22 protein-coding genes and 2 tRNA genes are annotated in these 20,025 nt (G+C 63.2%); 15 read left to right on the top strand and 9 right to left on the bottom strand.

Annotation, left to right across the window (positions count from 1 at the left end):
- Positions 1–63 precede the first annotated feature (63 nt).
- Together MGEO_RS15605 and MGEO_RS15610 are read left to right on the top strand one after the other, a co-directional pair.
- Positions 64–282, top strand: a complete 219-nt coding sequence (locus MGEO_RS15605; protein ID WP_233139945.1) for a DUF1127 domain-containing protein — start codon at positions 64–66, stop codon at positions 280–282.
- 165 nt (positions 283–447) lie between these two features.
- Positions 448–1,233 (top strand): Bax inhibitor-1/YccA family protein, encoded by a 786-nt coding sequence (locus tag MGEO_RS15610; RefSeq protein ID WP_085639866.1) that lies wholly within the window; start codon positions 448–450, stop codon positions 1,231–1,233.
- Between the two features lie 115 nt (positions 1,234–1,348).
- Here MGEO_RS15610 and MGEO_RS15615 read toward each other — a convergent pair whose 3' ends face one another.
- Entirely contained in the window at positions 1,349–1,750 is a 402-nt protein-coding gene (locus MGEO_RS15615; protein WP_085639868.1) for a hypothetical protein, read from the bottom strand.
- Between the two features lie 190 nt (positions 1,751–1,940).
- Here MGEO_RS15615 and MGEO_RS15620 point away from each other — a divergent pair, with 190 nt between their 5' ends.
- From MGEO_RS15620 to MGEO_RS15635, 4 genes are all read left to right on the top strand, one after another.
- A complete protein-coding gene (locus MGEO_RS15620) occupies positions 1,941–3,626 on the top strand; it encodes an NAD(P)H-dependent oxidoreductase subunit E (protein WP_085639871.1) in 1,686 nt (561 codons plus the stop codon).
- Positions 3,627–3,689: 63 nt separating this feature from the next.
- On the top strand, positions 3,690–5,108 hold the full coding sequence (ftsY, locus tag MGEO_RS15625; RefSeq protein ID WP_085639874.1) for a signal recognition particle-docking protein FtsY: 1,419 nt from the start codon (positions 3,690–3,692) through the stop codon (positions 5,106–5,108).
- A gap of 97 nt (positions 5,109–5,205) precedes the next feature.
- Entirely contained in the window at positions 5,206–6,108 is a 903-nt protein-coding gene (locus MGEO_RS15630; RefSeq protein ID WP_085639937.1) for an EamA family transporter, read from the top strand.
- A gap of 3 nt (positions 6,109–6,111) precedes the next feature.
- Complete coding sequence (locus MGEO_RS15635) at positions 6,112–6,711, top strand: inner membrane-spanning protein YciB (RefSeq protein ID WP_085639877.1); 600 nt, start codon at positions 6,112–6,114, stop codon at positions 6,709–6,711.
- Between the two features lie 30 nt (positions 6,712–6,741).
- Here the strand turns inward: MGEO_RS15635 and MGEO_RS15640 are convergent, their stop codons facing one another.
- Positions 6,742–7,182 carry an Lrp/AsnC family transcriptional regulator gene (locus MGEO_RS15640; RefSeq protein ID WP_085639880.1) on the bottom strand — a complete coding sequence of 147 codons (441 nt, stop codon included), beginning with the start codon at positions 7,180–7,182 and terminating at the stop codon, positions 6,742–6,744.
- Between the two features lie 104 nt (positions 7,183–7,286).
- Between MGEO_RS15640 and MGEO_RS15645 the strand changes: the two genes are divergently transcribed.
- The 4 genes from MGEO_RS15645 (at position 7,287) to MGEO_RS15660 (ending at position 12,499) form a co-directional block, all read left to right on the top strand.
- Entirely contained in the window at positions 7,287–8,456 is a 1,170-nt protein-coding gene (locus MGEO_RS15645) for a type III PLP-dependent enzyme (RefSeq protein ID WP_085639883.1), read from the top strand.
- A 54-nt stretch (positions 8,457–8,510) separates the two neighbouring features.
- Complete coding sequence (locus tag MGEO_RS15650) at positions 8,511–10,808, top strand: xanthine dehydrogenase family protein molybdopterin-binding subunit (protein ID WP_085639886.1); 2,298 nt, start codon at positions 8,511–8,513, stop codon at positions 10,806–10,808.
- Entirely contained in the window at positions 10,786–11,844 is a 1,059-nt protein-coding gene (locus MGEO_RS15655; RefSeq protein ID WP_085639889.1) for a DUF2235 domain-containing protein, read from the top strand. Before MGEO_RS15650 ends, MGEO_RS15655 begins: the two co-directional genes overlap by 23 nt.
- Before the next feature lie 187 nt (positions 11,845–12,031).
- The gene (locus MGEO_RS15660; RefSeq protein WP_085639892.1) at positions 12,032–12,499 is read left to right on the top strand and encodes a CoA-binding protein; all 468 of its coding nucleotides are present in this window, start codon (positions 12,032–12,034) and stop codon (positions 12,497–12,499) included.
- A 136-nt stretch (positions 12,500–12,635) separates the two neighbouring features.
- On the opposite strand, the gene MGEO_RS15665 is transcribed toward MGEO_RS15660, so the two are convergent.
- The gene (locus MGEO_RS15665; RefSeq protein ID WP_085639895.1) at positions 12,636–12,944 is read right to left on the bottom strand and encodes a phosphoribosyl-ATP diphosphatase; all 309 of its coding nucleotides are present in this window, start codon (positions 12,942–12,944) and stop codon (positions 12,636–12,638) included.
- Positions 12,941–13,702, bottom strand: a complete 762-nt coding sequence (gene hisF, locus MGEO_RS15670) for an imidazole glycerol phosphate synthase subunit HisF (RefSeq protein WP_085639898.1) — start codon at positions 13,700–13,702, stop codon at positions 12,941–12,943. Before hisF ends, MGEO_RS15665 begins: the two co-directional genes overlap by 4 nt.
- Before the next feature lie 86 nt (positions 13,703–13,788).
- On the opposite strand from hisF, the gene MGEO_RS15675 reads away from it, so the two are divergent.
- Positions 13,789–14,547 (top strand): SDR family NAD(P)-dependent oxidoreductase, encoded by a 759-nt coding sequence (locus tag MGEO_RS15675; RefSeq protein WP_085639901.1) that lies wholly within the window; start codon positions 13,789–13,791, stop codon positions 14,545–14,547.
- On the opposite strand, the gene hisA is transcribed toward MGEO_RS15675, so the two are convergent.
- Positions 14,544–15,269, bottom strand: a complete 726-nt coding sequence (gene hisA / locus MGEO_RS15680) for a 1-(5-phosphoribosyl)-5-[(5-phosphoribosylamino)methylideneamino]imidazole-4-carboxamide isomerase (RefSeq protein ID WP_085639904.1) — start codon at positions 15,267–15,269, stop codon at positions 14,544–14,546. The genes MGEO_RS15675 and hisA overlap by 4 nt on opposite strands.
- A gap of 136 nt (positions 15,270–15,405) precedes the next feature.
- Between hisA and MGEO_RS15685 the strand changes: the two genes are divergently transcribed.
- Entirely contained in the window at positions 15,406–15,792 is a 387-nt protein-coding gene (locus MGEO_RS15685; RefSeq protein ID WP_085639940.1) for a DUF2147 domain-containing protein, read from the top strand.
- A 96-nt stretch (positions 15,793–15,888) separates the two neighbouring features.
- Here the strand turns inward: MGEO_RS15685 and hisH are convergent, their stop codons facing one another.
- Positions 15,889–16,521: an imidazole glycerol phosphate synthase subunit HisH gene (hisH, locus tag MGEO_RS15690; RefSeq protein WP_085639907.1), complete on the bottom strand. Its 633-nt coding sequence runs from the start codon at positions 16,519–16,521 to the stop codon at positions 15,889–15,891.
- Position 16,522: 1 nt separating this feature from the next.
- Positions 16,523–17,110, bottom strand: a complete 588-nt coding sequence (hisB, locus tag MGEO_RS15695) for an imidazoleglycerol-phosphate dehydratase HisB (protein WP_085639910.1) — start codon at positions 17,108–17,110, stop codon at positions 16,523–16,525.
- 118 nt (positions 17,111–17,228) lie between these two features.
- Here hisB and MGEO_RS15700 point away from each other — a divergent pair, with 118 nt between their 5' ends.
- Positions 17,229–17,687, top strand: coding sequence for a GNAT family N-acetyltransferase (locus tag MGEO_RS15700; RefSeq protein ID WP_085639912.1), 459 nt, complete (start codon positions 17,229–17,231; stop codon positions 17,685–17,687).
- Between the two features lie 13 nt (positions 17,688–17,700).
- Here the strand turns inward: MGEO_RS15700 and MGEO_RS15705 are convergent.
- Together MGEO_RS15705 and MGEO_RS15710 are read right to left on the bottom strand one after the other, a co-directional pair.
- Positions 17,701–17,775: transfer RNA gene (locus MGEO_RS15705), tRNA-Gly, on the bottom strand.
- A 22-nt stretch (positions 17,776–17,797) separates the two neighbouring features.
- Positions 17,798–17,872, bottom strand: a tRNA-Gly gene (locus MGEO_RS15710).
- Between the two features lie 170 nt (positions 17,873–18,042).
- Here MGEO_RS15710 and MGEO_RS15715 point away from each other — a divergent pair.
- Both MGEO_RS15715 and MGEO_RS15720 read left to right on the top strand, forming a co-directional pair.
- Entirely contained in the window at positions 18,043–18,582 is a 540-nt protein-coding gene (locus MGEO_RS15715) for a YaeQ family protein (protein ID WP_085639915.1), read from the top strand.
- Between the two features lie 337 nt (positions 18,583–18,919).
- The gene (locus MGEO_RS15720; RefSeq protein WP_143746281.1) at positions 18,920–20,023 is read left to right on the top strand and encodes an OmpA family protein; all 1,104 of its coding nucleotides are present in this window, start codon (positions 18,920–18,922) and stop codon (positions 20,021–20,023) included.
- Positions 20,024–20,025: the final 2 nt, after the last annotated feature.

The raw sequence follows: 20,025 nt of genomic DNA on the forward strand, positions 1-20,025 counted from the left end.
TATGCATCAGGCAATACGATGATTTTGGGTAAACCCATCACAGATGTGAAAGGAAAAGCCATGATGAGCTTGATGGATACCGTTTTCGGCCGACTGTACGCACCGCGCCACCGGAGCAGCGTGATCAACCGCCTGAACAGTGCAATGGCGCTGCACCGCAGCCGCGCGCGGCTGGCCCGTCTGGAGCCGCATCTGCTTGACGATATCGGTCTTGATGCCGAACGCGCGGCAGAAGAGGCCTCCCGCCCGATCTGGGACGCTCCGTCCTGCTGGACGAAGTGATTTTGCGGCTGCGCCGACCCTCGGATGCCAAAAAATGCATATCGGATGCAGTTTTCGACATTTCCCGGATGGCCGAACGCTTGAAATGTGGGGCGGGAGACCCGATATTCGGGACATCTGTCCCCGCAGTCGCGGGTGACGCCTGAGTTTTATTCGGAGGGATGAATGGCTGAGTATAACACAATCCGGACGACCGGCGTTGCTGGCGCCCGAGCCGCCCAGATTGATGAGGGTCTGCGCGCGCACATGAACAAGGTGTACGGCACCATGTCTGTCGGAACGTTCATCACGTTCCTTGCGGCATGGGCAATTGCCGGACTTGCTGTCACCACAGACCCGAGCGCGGCGACGACGATGATCCGCGAAGGTCAGTATCTGACCGGTCTCGGCGAGGCACTTTACATGTCTCCGCTGAAGTGGGTGGTCATGTTCGCACCGCTGGCGTTCGTGTTCTTCGGCTTCGGCGCTGCCGTGAACCGCATGAATGCGGCTGGCGTGCAGCTTGTATTCTACGCCTTCGCTGCACTGATGGGCGTGTCGATCAGCTCGATCTTCCTCGTCTTCACCGGCTATTCGATCATCCAGACCTTCCTGGTGACCTCGATCGCCTTCGCCGGCCTGTCGCTCTGGGGCTACACCACCAAGAAGGACATCTCTGGCTGGGGCTCGTTCCTGATCATGGGTGTGATCGGCCTGATTGCAGCGTCGATCATCAACATCTTCCTCGGGTCCCCGGCGATCGCGTTTGCCGTGTCGATCATCGGCCTGCTGATCTTTGCGGCGCTGACCGCCTATGACACACAGCGCATCAAGGCCGAGTATGTCGCTCATGCGCAGCATGGGGATCAGGACTGGCTTGGCAAGGCCGCCATCATGGGCGCGCTCAGCCTGTACCTCGACTTCATCAACATGTTCATGTTCCTCCTCCAGTTCCTCGGCAACCGCGAATAATCCGCGTCGGGAACCAAGAACCAAAGGCCGGTCGAAAGACCGGCCTTTTTCGTTTCTGCCTGTTTTCGTTTCTGCCTGTGGGCGTCAGCGGGCGTGTGGCCGGGTCGAAATCTGCCTAGACGCCCACATCCGGACCAAGGCACATCATCGGCTCGTCGTTCTGCTGTGCCTCATAAAGCGTCGTCGCATTCGGGTCGTTCTCGAAAATCGCCCGGAGGCCATTCGATTCCCGGAAAAACGACCAGCATTGGGGCGTTGGGTTGTCCTCGTAGACAAAACAGATCATGCCCCGATCTTCGTACCAGACACCATCCTTGCAGTCGCCATCCAGAAAGGACCACCGCACGCGACGGTCCTCAAGGTATTCCTCGACTCCGTAGGCCTGACCATTCTGCCCGAAATAGAGCGTCTTGCCGGTCACGTAGGCCTCGAACTGCGCACCGTTCATCGGCTCTGCCGCAAAAAGCGGTGCGGCCAGACAGGCGGCGACAGACAGGGATGGCAGAAGCTGTTTCATATCCGGAATCCTAGCCAGTTCCCCGGTTCGGTACAAATGACATCGGCGAAAGATTTCCGAAAATCCGCATTCGTTCTCCATGCGCGCCAGCGCTCCGGCGCAGGGGCCATGTGTAAGGTCGTTTTCAGGCTCGTCGGCGCCCACTGCCTGTGCAACTTTGCCGCCAAACGCGAACAGAGGACGAGCCCGAATGGCATTGGATGAACGCAAAGGTGTCTGGAAATCCGGACGCGGCAAAGGACGCAAGACGCCGAAGGGCCGTCAGTTCACCGATGAGGCGCTGGCCGAAGTGCAGGCGCTGCTGGGTGACCGTCCGCGCCGCCGCGATCTTCTGATCGAATTCCTGCACCTGATCCAGGATGCCAACGGCCACCTGAGCGCGGCACATCTGCGTTCGCTGGCCGAGGAAATGCGCCTCAGCATGGCCGAGGTCTATGAGGTCGCCACCTTCTATGCCCATTTCGATGTGGTCAAAGAGGACGAAACCCCGCCGCCCGCGCTGACCATCCGGGTCTGCGACTCGCTCTCCTGCGAACTGGCGGGCGCGCAACAGTTGATGGCGGCGCTGGAAGAGGGGCTTGACCCTGCAGAGGTGCGTGTTGTCCGCGCCCCCTGCATGGGCCGCTGCGACACCGCCCCGGTGCTGGAGCTGGGTCACAACAACATCGACCATGCGACCCCGGAAAAGGTGCAGGCCGCCATCGCCGCAGGTGACACACATGCCCACATCCCCGACTATCAGGATCTGAACGCCTACCTGAAAACCGGCGGCTATTCCGCGCTGACCGATCTGCGCGCCAATGGCAACTGGGAGGAGGTACAGCAACAGATGCTCGCCTCCGGTCTGCGCGGTCTTGGCGGCGCGGGCTTTCCGTCGGGAAAGAAATGGGGCTTCGTACGCGCCAATCCCGGCCCGCGCTATCTGGCAGTGAACGGGGACGAGGGCGAACCGGGCACGTTCAAGGACCGCTTCTACCTCGAACGCGTGCCGCATCTATTCCTCGAAGGCATGCTGATCGCCGCCTGGGCGGTCGAGGCCGAGACCTGCTTCATCTACATGCGCGACGAATACCCGGCCGTTCTCGAAATTCTGCGCCGGGAAATCGCCGCCTTGGAGGCCACCGGCATGGTCGCCCCCGGCTATATCGACCTGCGCCGTGGGGCGGGGGCCTATATCTGCGGCGAAGAATCCGCGATGATCGAATCCATCGAAGGCAAACGCGGCATGCCCCGCCACCGTCCGCCGTTCGTGGCGCAGGTTGGCATCTTCAACCGGCCCACCTTGGTGCACAACGTGGAAACCCTCTATTGGGTCGCCCGCGTCTGCCGGGAAGGCCCGGAGTGCCTGAACACGACCGAAAAAAACGGCCGCACCGGCCTGCGGTCGTACTCGGTGTCGGGCCGTGTCGCCAATCCGGGCGTCTACCTTCTCCCCGCCGGCAGCACGATCACCGACATCATCGAAGCCGCTGGTGGCATGGCCGAGGGCCACAGCTTCAAGGCCTACCAACCCGGTGGCCCGTCCTCCGGCATCCTGCCCGCGACGATGAACGACATCCCCCTCGATTTCGACACGCTGCAACCGCACGGATCGTTCATCGGCTCCGCCGCCGTGGTCGTGCTGTCTGACAAAGACAGCGCCCGAGATGCCGCGCTCAACATGCTGCGCTTCTTCGAGGACGAATCCTGCGGTCAGTGCACTCCCTGCCGCGTGGGCTGTGAAAAGGCAGTGAAACTGATGCAGGCCGAGCATTGGAACCAGCCGCTGCTCGAGGAACTCTGCACCGCAATGGCCGATGCGTCGATCTGCGGGCTGGGGCAGGCGGCGCCGAACCCCATCCGCCTGACGATGAAGCATTTCCCCGACGAGGTCTGAGCCTTCCATCTTGCCCGGATAAGGACTAGGTGAAGGGGAACGACGCAGACACGGACGGTCCCCATGTCCTTTTTCGGCAAGCTGAAATCCAAGCTCTTCAAATCCTCGTCCAAGCTGGATGAGGGGTTGGACGCCATCGTTTCCGACGGTGGCGAGGAAACCCCAACCCCCGAAGCGCCGCCCCCCAGCGACCCGAGGCCGCCATCTCCGCCAGCGCCGCAAACGCCGCCGTCGGACGTGCCCGCACCCCCAACCCCGGAAGAGGTGCCAGAACCGGCTACCCCTGAACCGGACCTGCCGGAACCCGACGCGCCCGCCGAGGTGCCGCAGCCCGATCTGCCGGAGACCGAGCCGGAAGCACCGCAGGAAATCCCGCAGCCCGACCTGCCGCAGGACACTCCGCCCACACCCGGCCCTGACATGCCCGCGCCCGAGCCGACCCCGGTCAGCCCGCCGCCCGCACCTGCGGAAGCTCCGCAACCCAGCGATCCGATCCCCGAAGTGCCACGGGAAACGCCCTCGGCACCACCTGCCGAAGTGCCGGTGCAATCGGTCGGTCTTGTCGAAGAACGCGCAGAACCCGAAACGCGCAAACCCGGCTTCCTCGGCCGCCTGCTGGGCCGCACGACCGCGCCGACAGAAATCCGGCGTGAGCTGGATGACGACATGCTGGAACAGCTCGAAGAGCTGCTGATCCAGGCCGATATGGGCGTCGACACCTCGCTCCGCGTGACGGCCAACATCGCGGAAGGCCGCTTTGGCAAGAAACTCAGCGTGCGCGAGATCAAGGAACTGCTCGCGGGCGAAGTGGCCCGCATCATGGACCCGGTCGCCAAACCGATGCCGCTCTATCCGACCAAACCGCAGGTGGTGCTGGTCGTGGGTGTGAACGGCTCGGGCAAGACAACAACCATCGGCAAACTCGCCAGCCAGTTCCGCGCCGCGGGAAAGAAGGTGGTGATCGCCGCAGGCGACACGTTCCGCGCCGCTGCCGTCGAACAGTTGCAGGTCTGGGGCGACCGTGCGGGTGTGCCTGTGCTCACAGCCCCCGAAGGCTCGGACCCCGCCAGCCTTGCCTTTGATGCCATGACCAAGGCGCAGGCCGAAGGTGCGGATCTCCTGATGATCGACACAGCAGGTCGGTTGCAGAACCGTCAGGACCTTATGGAGGAACTGGCCAAGATTGTCCGCGTGATCCGCAAGAAAGACCCCGACGCGCCGCACAACACGCTTCTGGTGCTCGACGCCACGACGGGCCAGAACGCACTCAGCCAGGTCGAGACCTTCCAGAAACTTGCCGATGTCACGGGTCTGGTGATGACCAAACTCGACGGCACCGCCAAAGGCGGCGTGCTGGTGGCACTCGCGGACAAGTTCGGCCTGCCGATCCACGCCATCGGTGTGGGCGAACATATCGACGACCTGCAGCCTTTCGACCCCGAGGAATTCGCCGCTGCCCTGACGGGGCTTGGCACCGAATGATCGCTTCTTTGGGCTGCAAATACCTCGGGGTGAGGCGCGCAGCGCCGAGGGGCAGAGCCCCTGAGACGGATTTTGCAAAATCCGTCCAGCGCCCATGATCAGCGACTGGCTCGTGTCCATCGAAGGCACCGAGACCGGGCAACAGCTCGCCCTCTGGCTTGCGCTTCTGGCGGCCGTGCTGCACGCCGCGTTCGGTGCGCTGCAAAAGGGCAAACACGATCCTTGGATGTCGCGCGGGGCGATCGACCTCAGTTACGGGCTGATGGCCGCGCCTTTTGCGTTCTTCGTGGTGCCATGGCCGGAACCGCATATGTGGCCGATCTTCCTCGGCGCATTCATCATTCACCTCGGCTACAAACTCCTGCAGGCGCAGGCTTATACCAAAGGCGCGTTCACCGTGGTCTATCCGGTGGTGCGCGGCACCGGACCGCTTTTTGCGGTCATCGGCGCCTATCTCATTTTCGGCGAAACCTTCAGCGCCACCCAATGGCTCGGCCTCGCTGTTCTGCTCGCGGGGATATTCGGGCTTGCGGTCTACAACCTGATCTTCCTGGAAACCGCGCGGGACACGTTGCCCGCAGCGCTTGCTCTGGCCATCGCCACCGGCCTTTTCGTTGCGCTTTACACCACCTATGACGCCTATGGCATCCGCGCCACTGCCGACCCGTTTACCTTCCTTGCGTGGTTCTTCATGATCGACGGCATCGCCATGCCGATCATCGCGGCGCTCCGCTATCGCAACATGACCTACAAACCCGCCCTCGGCCCGCTGGCTGTCAGAGGTGTGATCGGCGGGCTGGTGGCATTTTTCAGTTTCGGCTCCATCATGGTGGCCACACGGCTCGATCAGGTGGGCGAGGCGGCGGTGCTGCGCGAAACATCAACCGTCTTTGCCGCGATCATCGGTTGGGTGTTTTTGAAGGAAACAGTAGGTCCGCGCAGGATTGCGCTCATGGCCCTGATCGCGCTAGGGGCTGTCATCGTGGAATTCGGAGGCTGAGACTTGGCACATCGGCATGTCCCGCAATGGGTGAAATCGGCACTGGAACTGGGCCCGGTGATCGGGTTCTTCGTCGCCTATCTCTGGCTCAAGGACGAGGTGTTTACCTTCGGCGGCACGGACTATGACGGCTTCATCGTTGTCACGGCGCTGTTCATCCCGGTGATCCTTGCGTCGATGGGCGTGCTCTGGGCGCTGACGGGCCATATCAGCCGCATGCAGATCGTCACCGCCGTGCTCGTGGTGGTGTTCGGCGGGCTGACCGTCTGGCTCAACGATGACCGATTCATCAAGATGAAACCGACAATGGTCTACCTGCTGCTGGGAGGCGTGCTGGGCATCGGCCTTCTGCGTGGTCAAAGCTACCTGCGCGTCGTGATGGGGGAACTCCTGCCGATGGAGCAGGAGGGCTGGATGATCCTCACCCGCCGCATGACCGGGTTTTTCTTCCTGCTGGCGGCGTCGAATGAAATCGTCTGGCGCACACAGAGCACGGAAATCTGGGTTTATTTCGAAACCTTTGTCCTCACTGGTGCGACCTTCTTCTTCTTTATCTCGCAGGCCGGTGTGATCCAGCGCTACAGCGCGGCCGAGGAAGACTAGGCGCGTCGCGGGGGCTTTGCTGCGCCCGCCTTATCCCCGACGGTCGATCTTGGTCGACAGGTGGATGAAACTCTCGGAACTCTGAACGCCCTTTGCTTCGGCAATGTCATCCAGAGCCTGGTCCAGCTCCTGCGTCGTGCGGGCGCTGATCTCGACCACCAGATCGACCCGCCCCGATACGGTGAACACAGCCTCGACATTCGGCAGCGCCCTGAGCCGGGACAGAACGCCGGGTCCGGTCCGCGGTGCGATGGACACCAGCACCGTCGCCCGGATCGGCGCGGCCAGTGCGTCACCGCTGCGCAGGGTGAACCCGGCGATCACACCCCGTTCCAGCAGCCGGTCGATGCGGGTCTGAACGGTGGTGCGGGCCAATCCCAGTTTGCGGGCAAGCTCGGCCACCGGCATCCGCGCATCGCGACGCAGCAGGGCAATCAGTTCGGCATCGGTTTCGTCAATCTGTACGCTCATTCCGTCAGTCTGAAGGCAAAAGAGTCGGATTTGCAAGAACTGCCGAGTCGTTTCGACATCGAAACGGCGCAGACTGAAAGAAGGGCAGAACAAAAGAGGCCGCCATGAGCGCAGGTGCAGACGACATCAAACACGCGCGGTTTGACCGGGCGAAGCTGGCCACTTGGCTCCGTCAGTCACCCCCGGACGACCCGGTGGCGCTGTTCCGGCCCGCCGCGCTGCACCGGACGGCACAGACCTTTCTGCGCGGCTTTCCCGGCGCGGTCAGCTACGCGGTCAAGGCGAACCCGGCACCTCAGATCCTGCGCCGTCTTGCCAGGATCGGCATCACCACTTTCGACGTCGCCTCCGTGGCCGAGATGCAGGCCGCGCGTGAGGCCATGCCGACGGCGCGGCTGCACTACCATAATCCGATCCGGTCGATGGATGAGGTCGCCCAGGCCAAATCCTTCGGTGTCGCGTCCTGGTCCGTGGACAGATTGTCGGAGTTGGACAAGCTGGGCGCGTTGCCGGAAAACACCGAGGTTGCCGTTCGACTGTCGCTCGGGCGCGGCGGCGGGGCCTATGATTTCGGCAGCAAGTTCGGGGCGCGCCCCGAAGTTGCCACAGCCCTTCTGAGAGAAGTCGCTGCGCGTGGGTTCGTCCCGGCCCTGACCTTTCACCCCGGCACCCAATGCACCGATCCGTCAAGCTGGGCCGACCACATCGCCGCCTGCGCCGGGATCGCCCGCGATGCCGGTGTCCGGCTCGGCACACTCAACGTGGGCGGTGGCTTCCCGGCGGTTGCCGAAGGTCACGGCGACGCGCTGACCCGCATTTTCGAGACAATCCGCGCTGCGACGCGGACGCATTTCCCTGTTGCTGAGCCCCGGCTCTGGTGTGAACCGGGCCGCGCAATGGTGTCCGACGCGCTTTGGCTTCTGCTGCGCGTCAAGGCACGCAGCGACGAGGCGCTGTACCTCAATGACGGGCTCTACGGCGCGCTTGGCGAATGGCGCGACATGCCGGTTCCGGGGCGGAAAACCGTGCTTGACCGGTTCGGCCTCGATCGGGCCGGGCCACAGCGGCAGTTTTCGATCTTCGGCCCGACCTGCGACAGCCTTGACCGTGTTCCGGGCACGTGGGAGCTGCCCGAAACGATTGCCGAAGGCGACCATATCCTGCTGACTGGGGCCGGGGCGTACAGCCTTGCGCTGGTCACGGGGTTCAACGGGTATGGCACCCGCCGCCTAATCGACCTGTCGAACCTGTCCATAGAGGGTGGACAGCGCTGACATGCAGGCTAGTGTCCCGCGCAGCACGTTAGGGGCTTGGAGGCGCGAGGGAACATGGACAAATTTGGCAAATCACAGCCTGTGAAACGGATCGAAGACGTTCGGTTTCTCAACGGCACCGGGCGGTATGTCGATGACATCGCCCCCGAAGGTGCGCTGCGGGGCTATGTGTTCCGGTCTACGGTGGCACATGCCGGCATCGACCGGCTCGATGTGGCGGACGCGCGCGAGGTGCCGGGGGTGCATCTTGTGCTCACCGCAGCCGATCTGACCGAGGCGGGCTATACAGAGGGTCTCTGGGGCACCACCGTGCCGAACCGCGATGGCTCGACCGGGGCGGCGCCGTTCCGCCCCGTGCTGGCCACCGACACGGTGCGCCATGTGGGCGAGGCACTGGCCTATATCGTCGCCGACAACCTTGAAGCCGCGCGCGATGCGGCGGAGTTGATCGAATTCGACTACACGGACAAGGACGTCCATCTGGGCCTCCAATCGGGAGGACCCGAGATTCACCCCGAAGCGCCGGAAAACGTCGCGTTCGACTGGGGCATGGGCGACGAGGACGCCACCCAAGCGGCTTTCGACTCGGCGCACCGGACCGTGAGCCTCGACGTCGAGGACAACCGCATCATCGTCAACGCAATGGAGCCGCGCGGCTGCTATTCCGAGATGGAAGGCGACCGCCTTCACGTGTCGATCAATGCGCAGGGTGTCTGGGAACACAAGAAACACATCGCCCGTGTCCTGAACATGGCCCCCGAAGAGGTGCGCATCACCAACCCGGACACCGGCGGCGGGTTCGGCATGAAGGCCATGCCGCACCCCGAGAATTTCCTGACCGCCATCGCCTGCAAGATGCTGGGAAAGCCGGTGCGCTGGATGTCGGAACGTACGGAAGGCATGCTGTCCGACAACGCGGGCCGCGATCTGCGCCACACGGCGGAACTGGCGTTTGACGAGAACAACCGCATCACCGCCTATCGGGTGCAGACCGTCGCCAATATGGGCGCCTATAACTCGCATTTTGCCCAAGCGATCCAGACAAGCCTGTTCTCCAAAGTGCTGATGGGGGTCTATGACGTGCAGACCTCGTGGCTTCAGGTCGAAGGGGTCTACACCAACACGACCCCGGTTGACGCCTATCGCGGGGCCGGGCGGCCCGAGGCGATCTACCTGCTGGAACGCGTCATCGACCGCGCCGCGCGGGAACTGGGTGTCGATCCGTGGGACCTGCGCCGCATCAACTTCATCAAGCCGCACCAGTTCCCGTACAAGACGACGACGGGCGAGACCTACGATGTGGGCGATTTCGACCGCGTCCTGTCCCGTGCCGAAAGTTTTGCCGACCGCGCCGGGTTCGACGCCCGCCGCGCCGCGTCCGAGGCCGAGGGCAAACTGCGCGGGCTGGGCCTGTGCTACTACATCGAAAGCATCCTTGGCGCTCCGGTCGAGGATGTGAAGGTCACCTTTGACGAGGATGGCGGCGCGTCGATCTATGTCGGCACCCAGTCGAACGGCCAGGGGCACGAGACCGTGTTCACGCAGTTCCTGTCCGACCAGACAGGCATCCCGGCGGACAAGATCCGGTTTGTGCAGGGCGACAGCGACCTGATCGCGCGCGGCGGTGGGACCGGGGGATCGCGTTCTGTGACGATTCAGAACACGGCCACGCTGGCGGCGGTCGAAAAGATCATCACCGCGTTCACCGCTTTCCTTGCCGAACAGCAGGGCGTGGATGAAGCCGAAATCAGCTTTGACGACGAACAGTTCCGTGTGGGCACGTCGAACGTCACACCGACCATGCTTGAGGTTGCTCAGATGGCGCGCGAGGCAGGGCGCACGGACCTTCTGACCTTCGATGCCACGGTCACGCTGGATGCGCGCAGCTTCCCCAACGGGGCGCATGTGGCCGAGGTCGAGATCGACCCGGAGACCGGCAAGGTCACGGTCGATCGCTACACCGTGGTTGACGATTTCGGCAACCTCATCAACCCGATGCTGGCCGAAGGTCAGGTGCATGGCGGCGTGGTGCAGGGGCTGGGTCAGGCGCTCACCGAACGGGTGGTCTATGACGAGGACGGGCAGCTCCTCACGGCAACGTTCATGGACTACGCGATGCCGCGCGCCGATGATGTTCCCATGATTGGATTCACCACCGAAGCGACACCATCGGTCACCAACCCGATGGGCATGAAGGGCTGCGGCGAGGCCGGGACCGTCGGCGCGCTGGCCGCTGTCGCCAATGCGGTGCAGGACGCGATGTGGGCGAAGGGCGTACGTCAGGCTGACATGCCGTTCACGCCGCAGCGTGTCTGGGGACTGTTGCAGGATGCGCGCGTCGCGGCTGAGTGACCAACTGCTTGGCTGGATCCGCAGACGGTTTGCTGCGGGCCAGTCTCCGGTCACCCGTCGCAGGGGGCCGCGCGACCATGTGATCATCCTTGATGGGACGCTGTCATCGCTTGATCCGGGGCACGAGACCAATGCCGGTCTGCTCTATCGGCTGCTGCAGGAAGTGGGCGGCGACCTGTCGGTCTATTATGAGAGCGGCCTGCAATGGGACGACTGGCGCAGCGCTTCTGATATAATGGTCGGGCGCGGTATCAACCGCCAGATCTGCCGCGCTTACGGGTTTCTCGCCTCGCGCTATATGCCGGGCGACCGGATCTTTTTCTTCGGATACTCCCGAGGCGCGTTTGCCGTGCGGTCTCTGGCCGGTTGTATCGACCGGATCGGCCTTGTCCGCGCCGAAGCCGCGACCGAGCGCAATATCCGCCAGGCCTACAGGCTGTACCGTTATTCCGCAGACAGCGATGCCGCCCGCGCTTTCGTGGCGCTTTACTGCCATGACGCACCGGTGATCACGATGGTCGGGGTCTGGGACACGGTCAAGGCGCTGGGACTTCGGTTGCCGATCGTCTGGCGTTTCACCAACGACAGGCACGCCTTCCACAACGACCAGCTCGGACCCTCCATCCAGCACGGGTTTCACGCTTTGGCCTACCATGAACGCCGCATGGCCTATGAACCGGTGCTCTGGTCCTGTCCGCCGGGCTGGACCGGCCATGTGGAGCAGGTGTGGTTCAAGGGCGTCCATGGCGATATCGGTGGCCAGTTGCGCGGTCACGAAGAGGCGCGCCCGCTGGCAAACATCCCTCTTGTCTGGATGCTCGACCGGGCTGCGTCTGTTGGATTGCCGCTGCCGGAAGGCTGGCGCACCCGTTTTCCGCAGGACGTTCACGCGCCGTCCGTGGGCAACTGGAAAGGGTGGGGCAAGCTGTTTCTCTACCGGCGTCAGCGAAATGTCGGCACCGATCCATCCGAGCATGTGCACGAAACGCTGCATGTCTCGCAACCACAGGCTGTGTCAGAGCCGGCAGGCTACTGAGTTTTGACGATTCCGTGACCGGATCGCGGGGTTTTTCCCTTTAAACGCGGAAAATCCTTCCTACCTATCTCTCAGGAGCGCGGGGTTGGAACACCCGCTGCACCTTCACTGTCCCTCGTTCCAACACTTGCGCCCAAGGCCTCCTTGGGCGCTTTTTCTTTTCAGCGGCACAGTCTAGAGAGGGATCATGAGCTACACTGACGATTTCCTGCGCACGGTCCTTAAACGCACCAAGACGGTTGCCGTCGTGGGCGTATCCCTCAATCCTGTGCGCCCGTCCTTCTACGTGGCGCGCTACCTGTCGCTCAAGGGGTTTACTGTGATCCCGGTCAATCCTGGCCATGCGGGCCAGCGCCTGTTCGGGGCAGAGGTCAAAGCGTCGCTGTCCGACATCGACGCCAAGGTGGACATGGTGGACATCTTCCGCCGCTCCGAGGCCGTGCCGCCCATTGTCGACGAGGCACTTGAGGCGTTTCCCGACCTGCAAACCGTCTGGATGCAGATCGGTGTGGAACATGCCGAGGCCGCCGCCAAGGCCGAAGCGCGAGGGGTGGATGTGGTGATGAACCGCTGCCCCAAGATCGAGTATCAGCGCCTGTTCGGTGAGCTGCGCATGGGCGGGTTCAACACCGGGATCATTTCGTCCAAACTGTGAGGCGGCGCAGGCGATGCGTCGACGCATCGCGGCGTTTCCGTTGACGGAAACGCTTGGGGTCGTCCGTTGGTGCGCCATTGGTTCAAGCCCAATGGACGACGCCGCAAATCCCGAGGTATTTGGAAAACAGAGAAGATCAGGAGCGGGAGGCTTTTTCCTGCAGACCGGACTGCCCCTGGCGACGGGCAAGTTCCGCCATCACATCGGCCAGCGCCACATCCCGCGATTTCAGCATCACCAGCAGGTGAAAGAGAACATCCGCCGCTTCCGAGGTCAGGCGGTCATGGTCACCCTTGATCGCTTCGATGATGGCCTCGATGGATTCCTCGCCGAATTTCTCGGCGCATTTTTCCGGGCCTTTGGCCAGCAGCTTGGCGGTCCAGCTTTCGTCGGCAGAGGCGTTCGCGCGTGCCGCCACGATCTGTTCAAGCTCTTCCAGTGTCATGTCAGCCTCACCGGGATACCGGCGGCGGCCATGTGGGCCTTGGCCTCGCCAATCGTGTATTCGCCGAAATGGAAGATCGAGGCGGCCAGCACGGCACTTGCGCCGCCTTCGGTCACGCCTTCGACCAAATGATCCAGAGTGCCGACACCGCCGCTTGCGATTACCGGAACATCCACAGCGTCGGAAATCGCGCGAGTCAGCGGGAGGTTGAACCCGGCCTTGGTGCCGTCGCGGTCCATCGAGGTAAGCAGGATTTCCCCGGCCCCCTTGGCGACCACGGTTTTTGCAAATTCCACTGCGTCGATGCCGGTGGGTTTGCGCCCGCCATGGGTGAAGATTTCCCATTTGCCGGGGCTGACCGTCTTGGCGTCGATGGCGACCACGATGCACTGGCTGCCGAACTGGTCGGCGGCCTCTGCCACGACATCCGGGTTGGCGACGGCGGCGGAGTTGAAGGACACTTTGTCGGCGCCTGCAAGCAGCAGCGCACGCACATCCGCAACCGTGCGGACCCCGCCGCCCACAGTCAGCGGGATGAAGCATTGTTCGGCCGTCCGTGTGACAACATCGAACATCGTGCCCCGGTTTTCGTGCGTGGCGTGGATGTCGAGGAAACAGATTTCATCGGCGCCCGCCGCGTCATAGGCGCGGGCCGCGTCCACCGGATCGCCGGCGTCGCGCAGATCGACGAAATTGACGCCCTTGACCACGCGGCCATCAGCGACATCGAGACAGGGAATGATGCGGGTCTTCAACATGGCCCATCGCGTACCCCGAAGATCGCCGCTTGTGAAGCCTGCGCGTTGCGCATTATGCCTTAGGGCAAGGAAAAGAGGAGGGTTCCATGTCAGACAATTTCGCACGCTATCCCAGCCTGAACGGCAAAACCGTGTTCATCACCGGGGGGGCGTCGGGCATCGGAGCCGAAATCGTCAAAGCCTTTGCCGCGCAGGGGGCGAAGGTGGGATTCGTCGATCTGGACGCGGAGGGCGCACAGGCTTTGGCGGATGCGACCGAGGGGACAGTGGCATGGGAACAGGCTGACTTGCGCGACATCCCTGCATTGAAAGAGGCGTTTGCCAGGCTGAAGGCCAAGCTGGGTCCGGCGCAGGTGTTGGTCAACAACGCGGCCCGCGATGACCGTCACGACTGGCGCGAGGTCACACCCGAGTATTGGGACGAACGTCAGGCCACCAATCTGCGGCATATGTTCTTTGCCATTCAGGCCGTGGCCCCCGACATGATCGAGGCCGGGGCTGGGTCGATCATCAATATGGGGTCGAACAGCTGGTGGGAAGCGGGCGGCAACATGCCTGCCTACACGACCGCCAAGGCGGCGGTGCATGGCCTGACCCGCACCATGGCGCGCGATCTGGGTGGGCACCGCATACGCGTGAACACCGTGGTACCCGGCTGGGTCATGACCGAGCGGCAGAAAGAGCTCTGGGCCTCGCCCGAGGCTTTGGAAAAGCACCGCGACCGGCAATGTCTGCCAGACCTGATCGAGCCGGTCTATTTGGCTCGGATGGTCCTGTTCCTCGCGTCGGACGATGCCGCGATGTGTACGGCCAACAATTACATGGTCGAAGCCGGGTCGATCTAGGCGGTCTGGAGGGCCGCCAGCGCCGCTTTCAGGTCGATCGCGCCATCATAAAGCGCGCGGCCAGAGATTGCGCCGTTCAGGCCCGCGCCGCAGTCGCGCAGGGCAATGAGATCGTCGAGCGACGACACGCCGCCCGAGGCGATGACCGGGATCGACACGGCCCGCGCGAGATCGGCGGTGGCCTCCACGTTCGGCCCCTGCATCGCGCCGTCGCGGTTGATGTCGGTGTAGATGATCGCCGCCACGCCGGCGTCCTCGAAGGAGCGGGCGAGGTCGGTCACCATCACATCGGTTTCTTCGGCCCAGCCCTTGGTTGCCACGCGACCATTACGTGCGTCGATGCCCACGGCCACATGGCCCGGAAAGGCGCGTGCCGCCTCACGCACCAGATCGGGATTTTCCACCGCCACGGTGCCAAGGATCACCCGTTGCAGGCCCTTGTCGAGCCAGCGTTCGATGGTGGCCATGTCGCGGATGCCGCCGCCCAGCTGGGCGGGCACCTTGCAGCGTTCGAGAATTGCCTCGACCGCCGCTGCGTTCACCGGTTCCCCGGCGAAGGCGCCGTTCAGGTCCACGAGATGCAGCCATTCGCAGCCCGCTTCGACAAACTCCATCGCCTGTGCGGCGGGGTCGTCGTTGAAGACAGTGGATTTCTCCATATCGCCGCGCAGAAGGCGGACGGCCTGTCCGTCTTTGAGGTCGATGGCGGGGTAGAGGATCATGGCGCGGTCTCCGGTCTGATGTCGCATGCGCTTTGACATGACGGAACGGCACATGCAACGCGACCCAGCGTCAATCTTGATCGGTTTCGCAAGCTCGGGTCAGAGTTTTGTCACCACTCTGAGGGAGGAGACAGAGATGAAACTGATGACACTCGCCGCAGGCCTTGTTCTGGCAGCCAGCGCCGCCTTTGCCGATCCGGTGGAAGGCGTGTGGAAGACCCAGCCGGGCGACGACGGCAATTACGGTCTGGTCACGATCAGCACCTGCGGATCGGAGATCTGCGGTGTGCTCGGGCAGGGTTATGATGCCGGCGGAAAGAAGATTTCGTCACCCAATATCGGCAAACGCATGATCTGGGGCATGAAGGCTCAGGGTGGCGGGGCCTACAAGGGCGGCAAGATCTGGGCGCCGGATCGGGACAAGACCTACAATTCCAAGATGACGCTCAACGGCAACCAGTTGAAGGTCGAAGGCTGCGTGCTTGGCATCTGCCGCGGACAGACCTGGACGCGCGTGAAGTGATGCGTGTTTCGCGGGGACACAGTCCCCGCGACGTGCCGGGGGGCGTTGCCCCCCGGACCCCCCAAGGTATTTGAGAAACAGAGAAGGGCCGGGGCGTCAGGGTGCCCAGGTCAGGAAGTTCGCGATCATGCGCAGGCCGGTGGCAGCGCTTTTTTCCGGGTGGAACTGGAAGCCCACCATGTTGTCCCGCGCGACGATCGCGGTGACGTCGCCGCCATAGTCGACATGCGCGAGGCGCTGGGACGGGGTATCGACGCGCATCTGGAAGGAATGAACGAAATAGGCGTGTTCGCCTGTGGTCACGCCTTCGAGCACCGGATGCGGCGTGTCGATCACCAGGTCGTTCCAGCCCATATGCGGCACTTTCAGGTGACCCTCGGGGGTGATCCGCTCCACCACGCCGTCGATCCAGCCGAGGCCTTCGGTCGGACGGTATTCCAGGCCCTCGCGCGCCATCAGCTGCATCCCGACGCAGATGCCGAGGAAGGGGCGCGCCTTGACCTCGACCGCCTCGACCATCGCGGCGAAGGCGCCGGAGGTGCGCAGGGCGGTGGCGCAGGCCGGAAACGCGCCGTCGCCGGGCAGAACCAGACGGTCCGCGCCCGCGATCACCTCGGGGTCGGCCGTCACCACAACGTCACCCGCGTTGACCTCTGACGCCATGCGCTGAAACGCTTTTTCGGCGGAATGGAGGTTGCCGCTCTCGTAATCGATGATGGCTGTCAGCACGTCAGAGGGCGCCTTTCGTCGATGGGATCGCATCCGCCTTGCGCGGGTCGACTTCCAGTGCATCGCGCAGGGCACGGGCCACCGCCTTGAACGCGGCTTCGGCGATGTGGTGGCTGTTGATCCCGTGCAGCATGTCGACATGCAGGGTGATGCCGCCATGGGTGCTGAAGGCCTGGAAGAATTCGCGCACCAGTTCGGTGTCGAAGGTGCCGATCTTGGGGGTCGGCAGATCGACATTCCACACGAGGAACGGGCGCGCCGACAGGTCGAGTGCGGCCCGCACCAGCGCGTCGTCCATCGGCAGCAGGCATGCGCCATAACGCACGATCCCGCGCTTGTCTCCCATCGCCTGCGTCAATGCCTGGCCCAAGGCGATGCCCACATCCTCAACCGAGTGGTGGTCGTCGATGTGCAGATCGCCCTCGCAGCGCACCGCAATGTCGATCAGAGAATGGCGCGCGAGCTGGTCCAGCATGTGGTCGAAGAAGCCGACCCCGGTCTGGTTGTCGTACTGCCCGGTGCCGTCAAGGTTCACCTCGACGGTGATCTTGGTCTCGGCTGTGTTGCGGGTCACTGTGGCGCTGCGCATCTCGCCTCTCCTTCGTGGTGTCGCGGCCTTATAGGCGCGCGCGTCGGATGCGCCAAGGGCCTGTTGCACCTGTCCGGTCCGGCGTGGTTTCCTCGCACGGCAACACCGGAGGGCCGCCATGACCCAGCTTCGCACCGCCACCGCCGCCGATACGGAGGCGCTGGGCATCGTCATGTTCCGCGCCATCCACGAAGGCGACAGCCCCTACACGCAGGCGCAGCGCGTCGCGTGGCTGGCCCGGCCCAACAGCGGCCCCGACTGGGCGGCGCGGCTGGGACGGCAATACGTGGTGCTGTCCGAGGGTGAGGGGATCACCGGCTTCATGTCGCTGGACCCCGGCGGCTATATCGACCTGGCCTATATCCTGCCCGAGGCGCGGGGGCGGGGGCTGTTCGCGCGGCTCCTGGCGCGGATCGAGGCGGAGGCCCGACGCCTGCACGCCCCGCGCCTGACCACCCATGCCAGCCTCATGGCGCAGCCCGCCTTTGCCCGGCACGGCTTTTCCATCGATCACTACGAGACGGTGGACCGGCATGGCCAGCGGGTCGCCCGTGCGGCGATGTCGAAATCCCTGTGAGGAGGAGGATCGATGGAGCGGGCGAGGCGATTCGAACGCCCGACCCTAACCTTGGCAAGGTTATGCTCTACCCCTGAGCTACGCCCGCGCTGCCATCGATGTGACCGGATTGGAGCGGGCGAGGCGATTCGAACGCCCGACCCTAACCTTGGCAAGGTTATGCTCTACCCCTGAGCTACGCCCGCGCTGCCAATCTGGTAGGCGGGGATTTAGGGCTTGTTGCGGCGGGGTGCAAGAGGAAAATTCCGCCTTTTGCCCTGCGATGGGCCGACCCGCTGCCCGGCTGTGGCCTATCTGCTGTCCCCGCCCGTCCGGACGCAGTAGGCAGGCCCATCCACAGCCACGGGGGGCCGTCATGGCGCAGAATGCCACCATCTACAAAGTCGAACTCGGCGTGTCGGACATGGACCGGCACTATTACGAGACCCACAAGCTCACCGTGGCCAAACACCCGTCCGAGACCGACGAACGCCTGATGGTGCGCCTTGTGGCCTTTGCGCTGAATGCGGACGAGCATCTGGAGATGACCAAGGGGCTGTCCACCGATGATGAGCCGGACATCTGGCAGAAAAGCCTGAGCGGAGAGCTGGACGTCTGGATCGCCCTCGGCCTGCCCTCCGAGAAGGTGCTGCGCCAGTCCTGCGCCAAGGCGGGCAAGGTTATCGTCTACGCCTATGGCGGCCGCCCGGCCGAGGTCTGGTGGGACAAGGTCAAGGGCAGCACCACCCGGTTCGACAACCTGACGGTGCTGGGCCTGCCCGAGGCCGAGACCACCGCGCTCGCCGGTCTGGCCAGCCGCGCCATGAAGATGCAGGTCAACATCCAGGACGGCGAGGTGATGGTCAGCGTGGACGAGGGGATGGTCTACGTGACGCCGGAGGTTTGGAAGGGGTAGGGATCTTTTCTCCTAGGCAATCGAACAAGGTCCAAAAAATTTGCAATGTCTCGCAGCGCCCCGGGCGATGTGGTCGATTTGGAGCAAGTCCATTTTGAATCGGCGCAGCCGCGCCATCGGTATGCATGCGCAGCCTTGCAACAGAATTTCGTGTCAGAAATCGAAAGAATATGTTAACAACTTCTTAAGTAATTCTCCGATTGCCCTCGAAAAGCGGTGGCAAGCACCGTTCATGGGGGGGCTTTTTTGGCCCCGGCTGCACTGGGAAGCCGGCAGTTAATGCGTGAAATGATTTCTGTGTATTGGTGATTTTTCCTCCCAGCGGCGGCCCGGAAGGTTGTCGACGCTCTACGTCATTTGGGGGGATGCCATGACATCTAGAGTCATTATTGCACTGATCTTCTCTCTGCTCGCCAGCGTAGCGGCGGCGCAAGAGCTGCCGATCCGCGACATTGAAGGAGCGTCTGACAGCGAGATCGCTGGACGCGTGCCTGGCGCGTTGATCGTCAGCCATTTCTCAGCGCCATTGGACCGCGCGGAATTTCCTTTGTCGCAACTTAAGAAACGCAGCGGGCAGGCTGTTGGGAATAACGTCTATGTCACGTCGCCCGATGAAAACCTTACCGTTGAGGGTAAGCGCACACGTAACGTGTATCTGCTCGAACCGGGCGTACCCCCTTTCGCCGCCTTGCGGGCCTACGAAGCGTCGCTACCAGAGCAGGGAGCAGAGGTCGTCTATTTTTGCCGAAACGACTCCTGCGGTGGGACCATCAATCGTGCCGGGGGGCTCGGGGGCGGCTGGATGAGCCTGGCGTACTACCTATGGCCGGATGACCGGATCACCGACAATGCGAACTCAGCCGGCTATTGTGCGCAGAACGGGTACATCAGCAATTTGGAATATCGCCTTTTCCGCGACGAAGACAAAGACGTCACAGTTTCGGTTCTGGCATACATTCTGAATCCGAGTCAGTTCTCCAGCTGCAAGGCGAACTTCCAAAACCGCACTGTGGTTATCGTTGACGTCGTGGCTCCGGATGCGGCTCCGATCGAACTTCAGACCGTCAGTTCAGACGAAATGCGAGACGAAATCTCGACCACGGGGAAGATCGCGCTCTACGGGATCAATTTCGACAGCGGCAAGGACAGTCTGCGTCCAGACTCAACCGATACCATCACCCAGATTGCCGCGCTGATGACCGCAGAAACAGACTTGCGTCTGCTGATCGTCGGGCACACGGATTCGGTTGGCAGTTTTGACTACAACCAGAACCTCTCCGAACGCCGCGCGGCGTCTGTGGTGCGCGCGCTCGTCAACCAACACGGCATCGCTCAATCGCGCCTTTACCCCGTCGGGGTCGCCTTCGCCAGCCCGGTCGCGGCGAACGACACAGAAGATGGCAAAGCCCAGAACCGGCGCGTCGAGTTGGTGAAGTTCTAGGG

It is taken from the genome of Marivita geojedonensis (assembly GCF_002115805.1).
In the GTDB taxonomy this organism is placed as follows: Bacteria; Pseudomonadota; Alphaproteobacteria; order Rhodobacterales; family Rhodobacteraceae; genus Marivita; species Marivita geojedonensis.

Coding starts and splice junctions, on each gene's coding strand:
- ftsY (WP_085639874.1), top strand. CDS start 3,690: ATGTCCTTTTTCGGCAAGCTGAAATCCAAGCTCTTCAAATCCTCGTCC.
- MGEO_RS15715 (WP_085639915.1), top strand. CDS start 18,043: ATGGCGCAGAATGCCACCATCTACAAAGTCGAACTCGGCGTGTCGGAC.
- MGEO_RS15650 (WP_085639886.1), top strand. CDS start 8,511: ATGGACAAATTTGGCAAATCACAGCCTGTGAAACGGATCGAAGACGTT.
- hisB (WP_085639910.1), bottom strand. CDS start 17,110: ATGCGCAGCGCCACAGTGACCCGCAACACAGCCGAGACCAAGATCACC.
- MGEO_RS15675 (WP_085639901.1), top strand. CDS start 13,789: ATGTCAGACAATTTCGCACGCTATCCCAGCCTGAACGGCAAAACCGTG.
- hisF (WP_085639898.1), bottom strand. CDS start 13,702: ATGTTGAAGACCCGCATCATTCCCTGTCTCGATGTCGCTGATGGCCGC.
- MGEO_RS15615 (WP_085639868.1), bottom strand. CDS start 1,750: ATGAAACAGCTTCTGCCATCCCTGTCTGTCGCCGCCTGTCTGGCCGCA.
- hisA (WP_085639904.1), bottom strand. CDS start 15,269: ATGATCCTCTACCCCGCCATCGACCTCAAAGACGGACAGGCCGTCCGC.
- MGEO_RS15640 (WP_085639880.1), bottom strand. CDS start 7,182: ATGAGCGTACAGATTGACGAAACCGATGCCGAACTGATTGCCCTGCTG.
- MGEO_RS15665 (WP_085639895.1), bottom strand. CDS start 12,944: ATGACACTGGAAGAGCTTGAACAGATCGTGGCGGCACGCGCGAACGCC.
- MGEO_RS15700 (WP_085639912.1), top strand. CDS start 17,229: ATGACCCAGCTTCGCACCGCCACCGCCGCCGATACGGAGGCGCTGGGC.
- MGEO_RS15660 (WP_085639892.1), top strand. CDS start 12,032: ATGAGCTACACTGACGATTTCCTGCGCACGGTCCTTAAACGCACCAAG.
- MGEO_RS15655 (WP_085639889.1), top strand. CDS start 10,786: ATGCGCGCGTCGCGGCTGAGTGACCAACTGCTTGGCTGGATCCGCAGA.
- MGEO_RS15605 (WP_233139945.1), top strand. CDS start 64: ATGAGCTTGATGGATACCGTTTTCGGCCGACTGTACGCACCGCGCCAC.
- MGEO_RS15645 (WP_085639883.1), top strand. CDS start 7,287: ATGAGCGCAGGTGCAGACGACATCAAACACGCGCGGTTTGACCGGGCG.
- MGEO_RS15685 (WP_085639940.1), top strand. CDS start 15,406: ATGAAACTGATGACACTCGCCGCAGGCCTTGTTCTGGCAGCCAGCGCC.
- MGEO_RS15610 (WP_085639866.1), top strand. CDS start 448: ATGGCTGAGTATAACACAATCCGGACGACCGGCGTTGCTGGCGCCCGA.
- MGEO_RS15620 (WP_085639871.1), top strand. CDS start 1,941: ATGGCATTGGATGAACGCAAAGGTGTCTGGAAATCCGGACGCGGCAAA.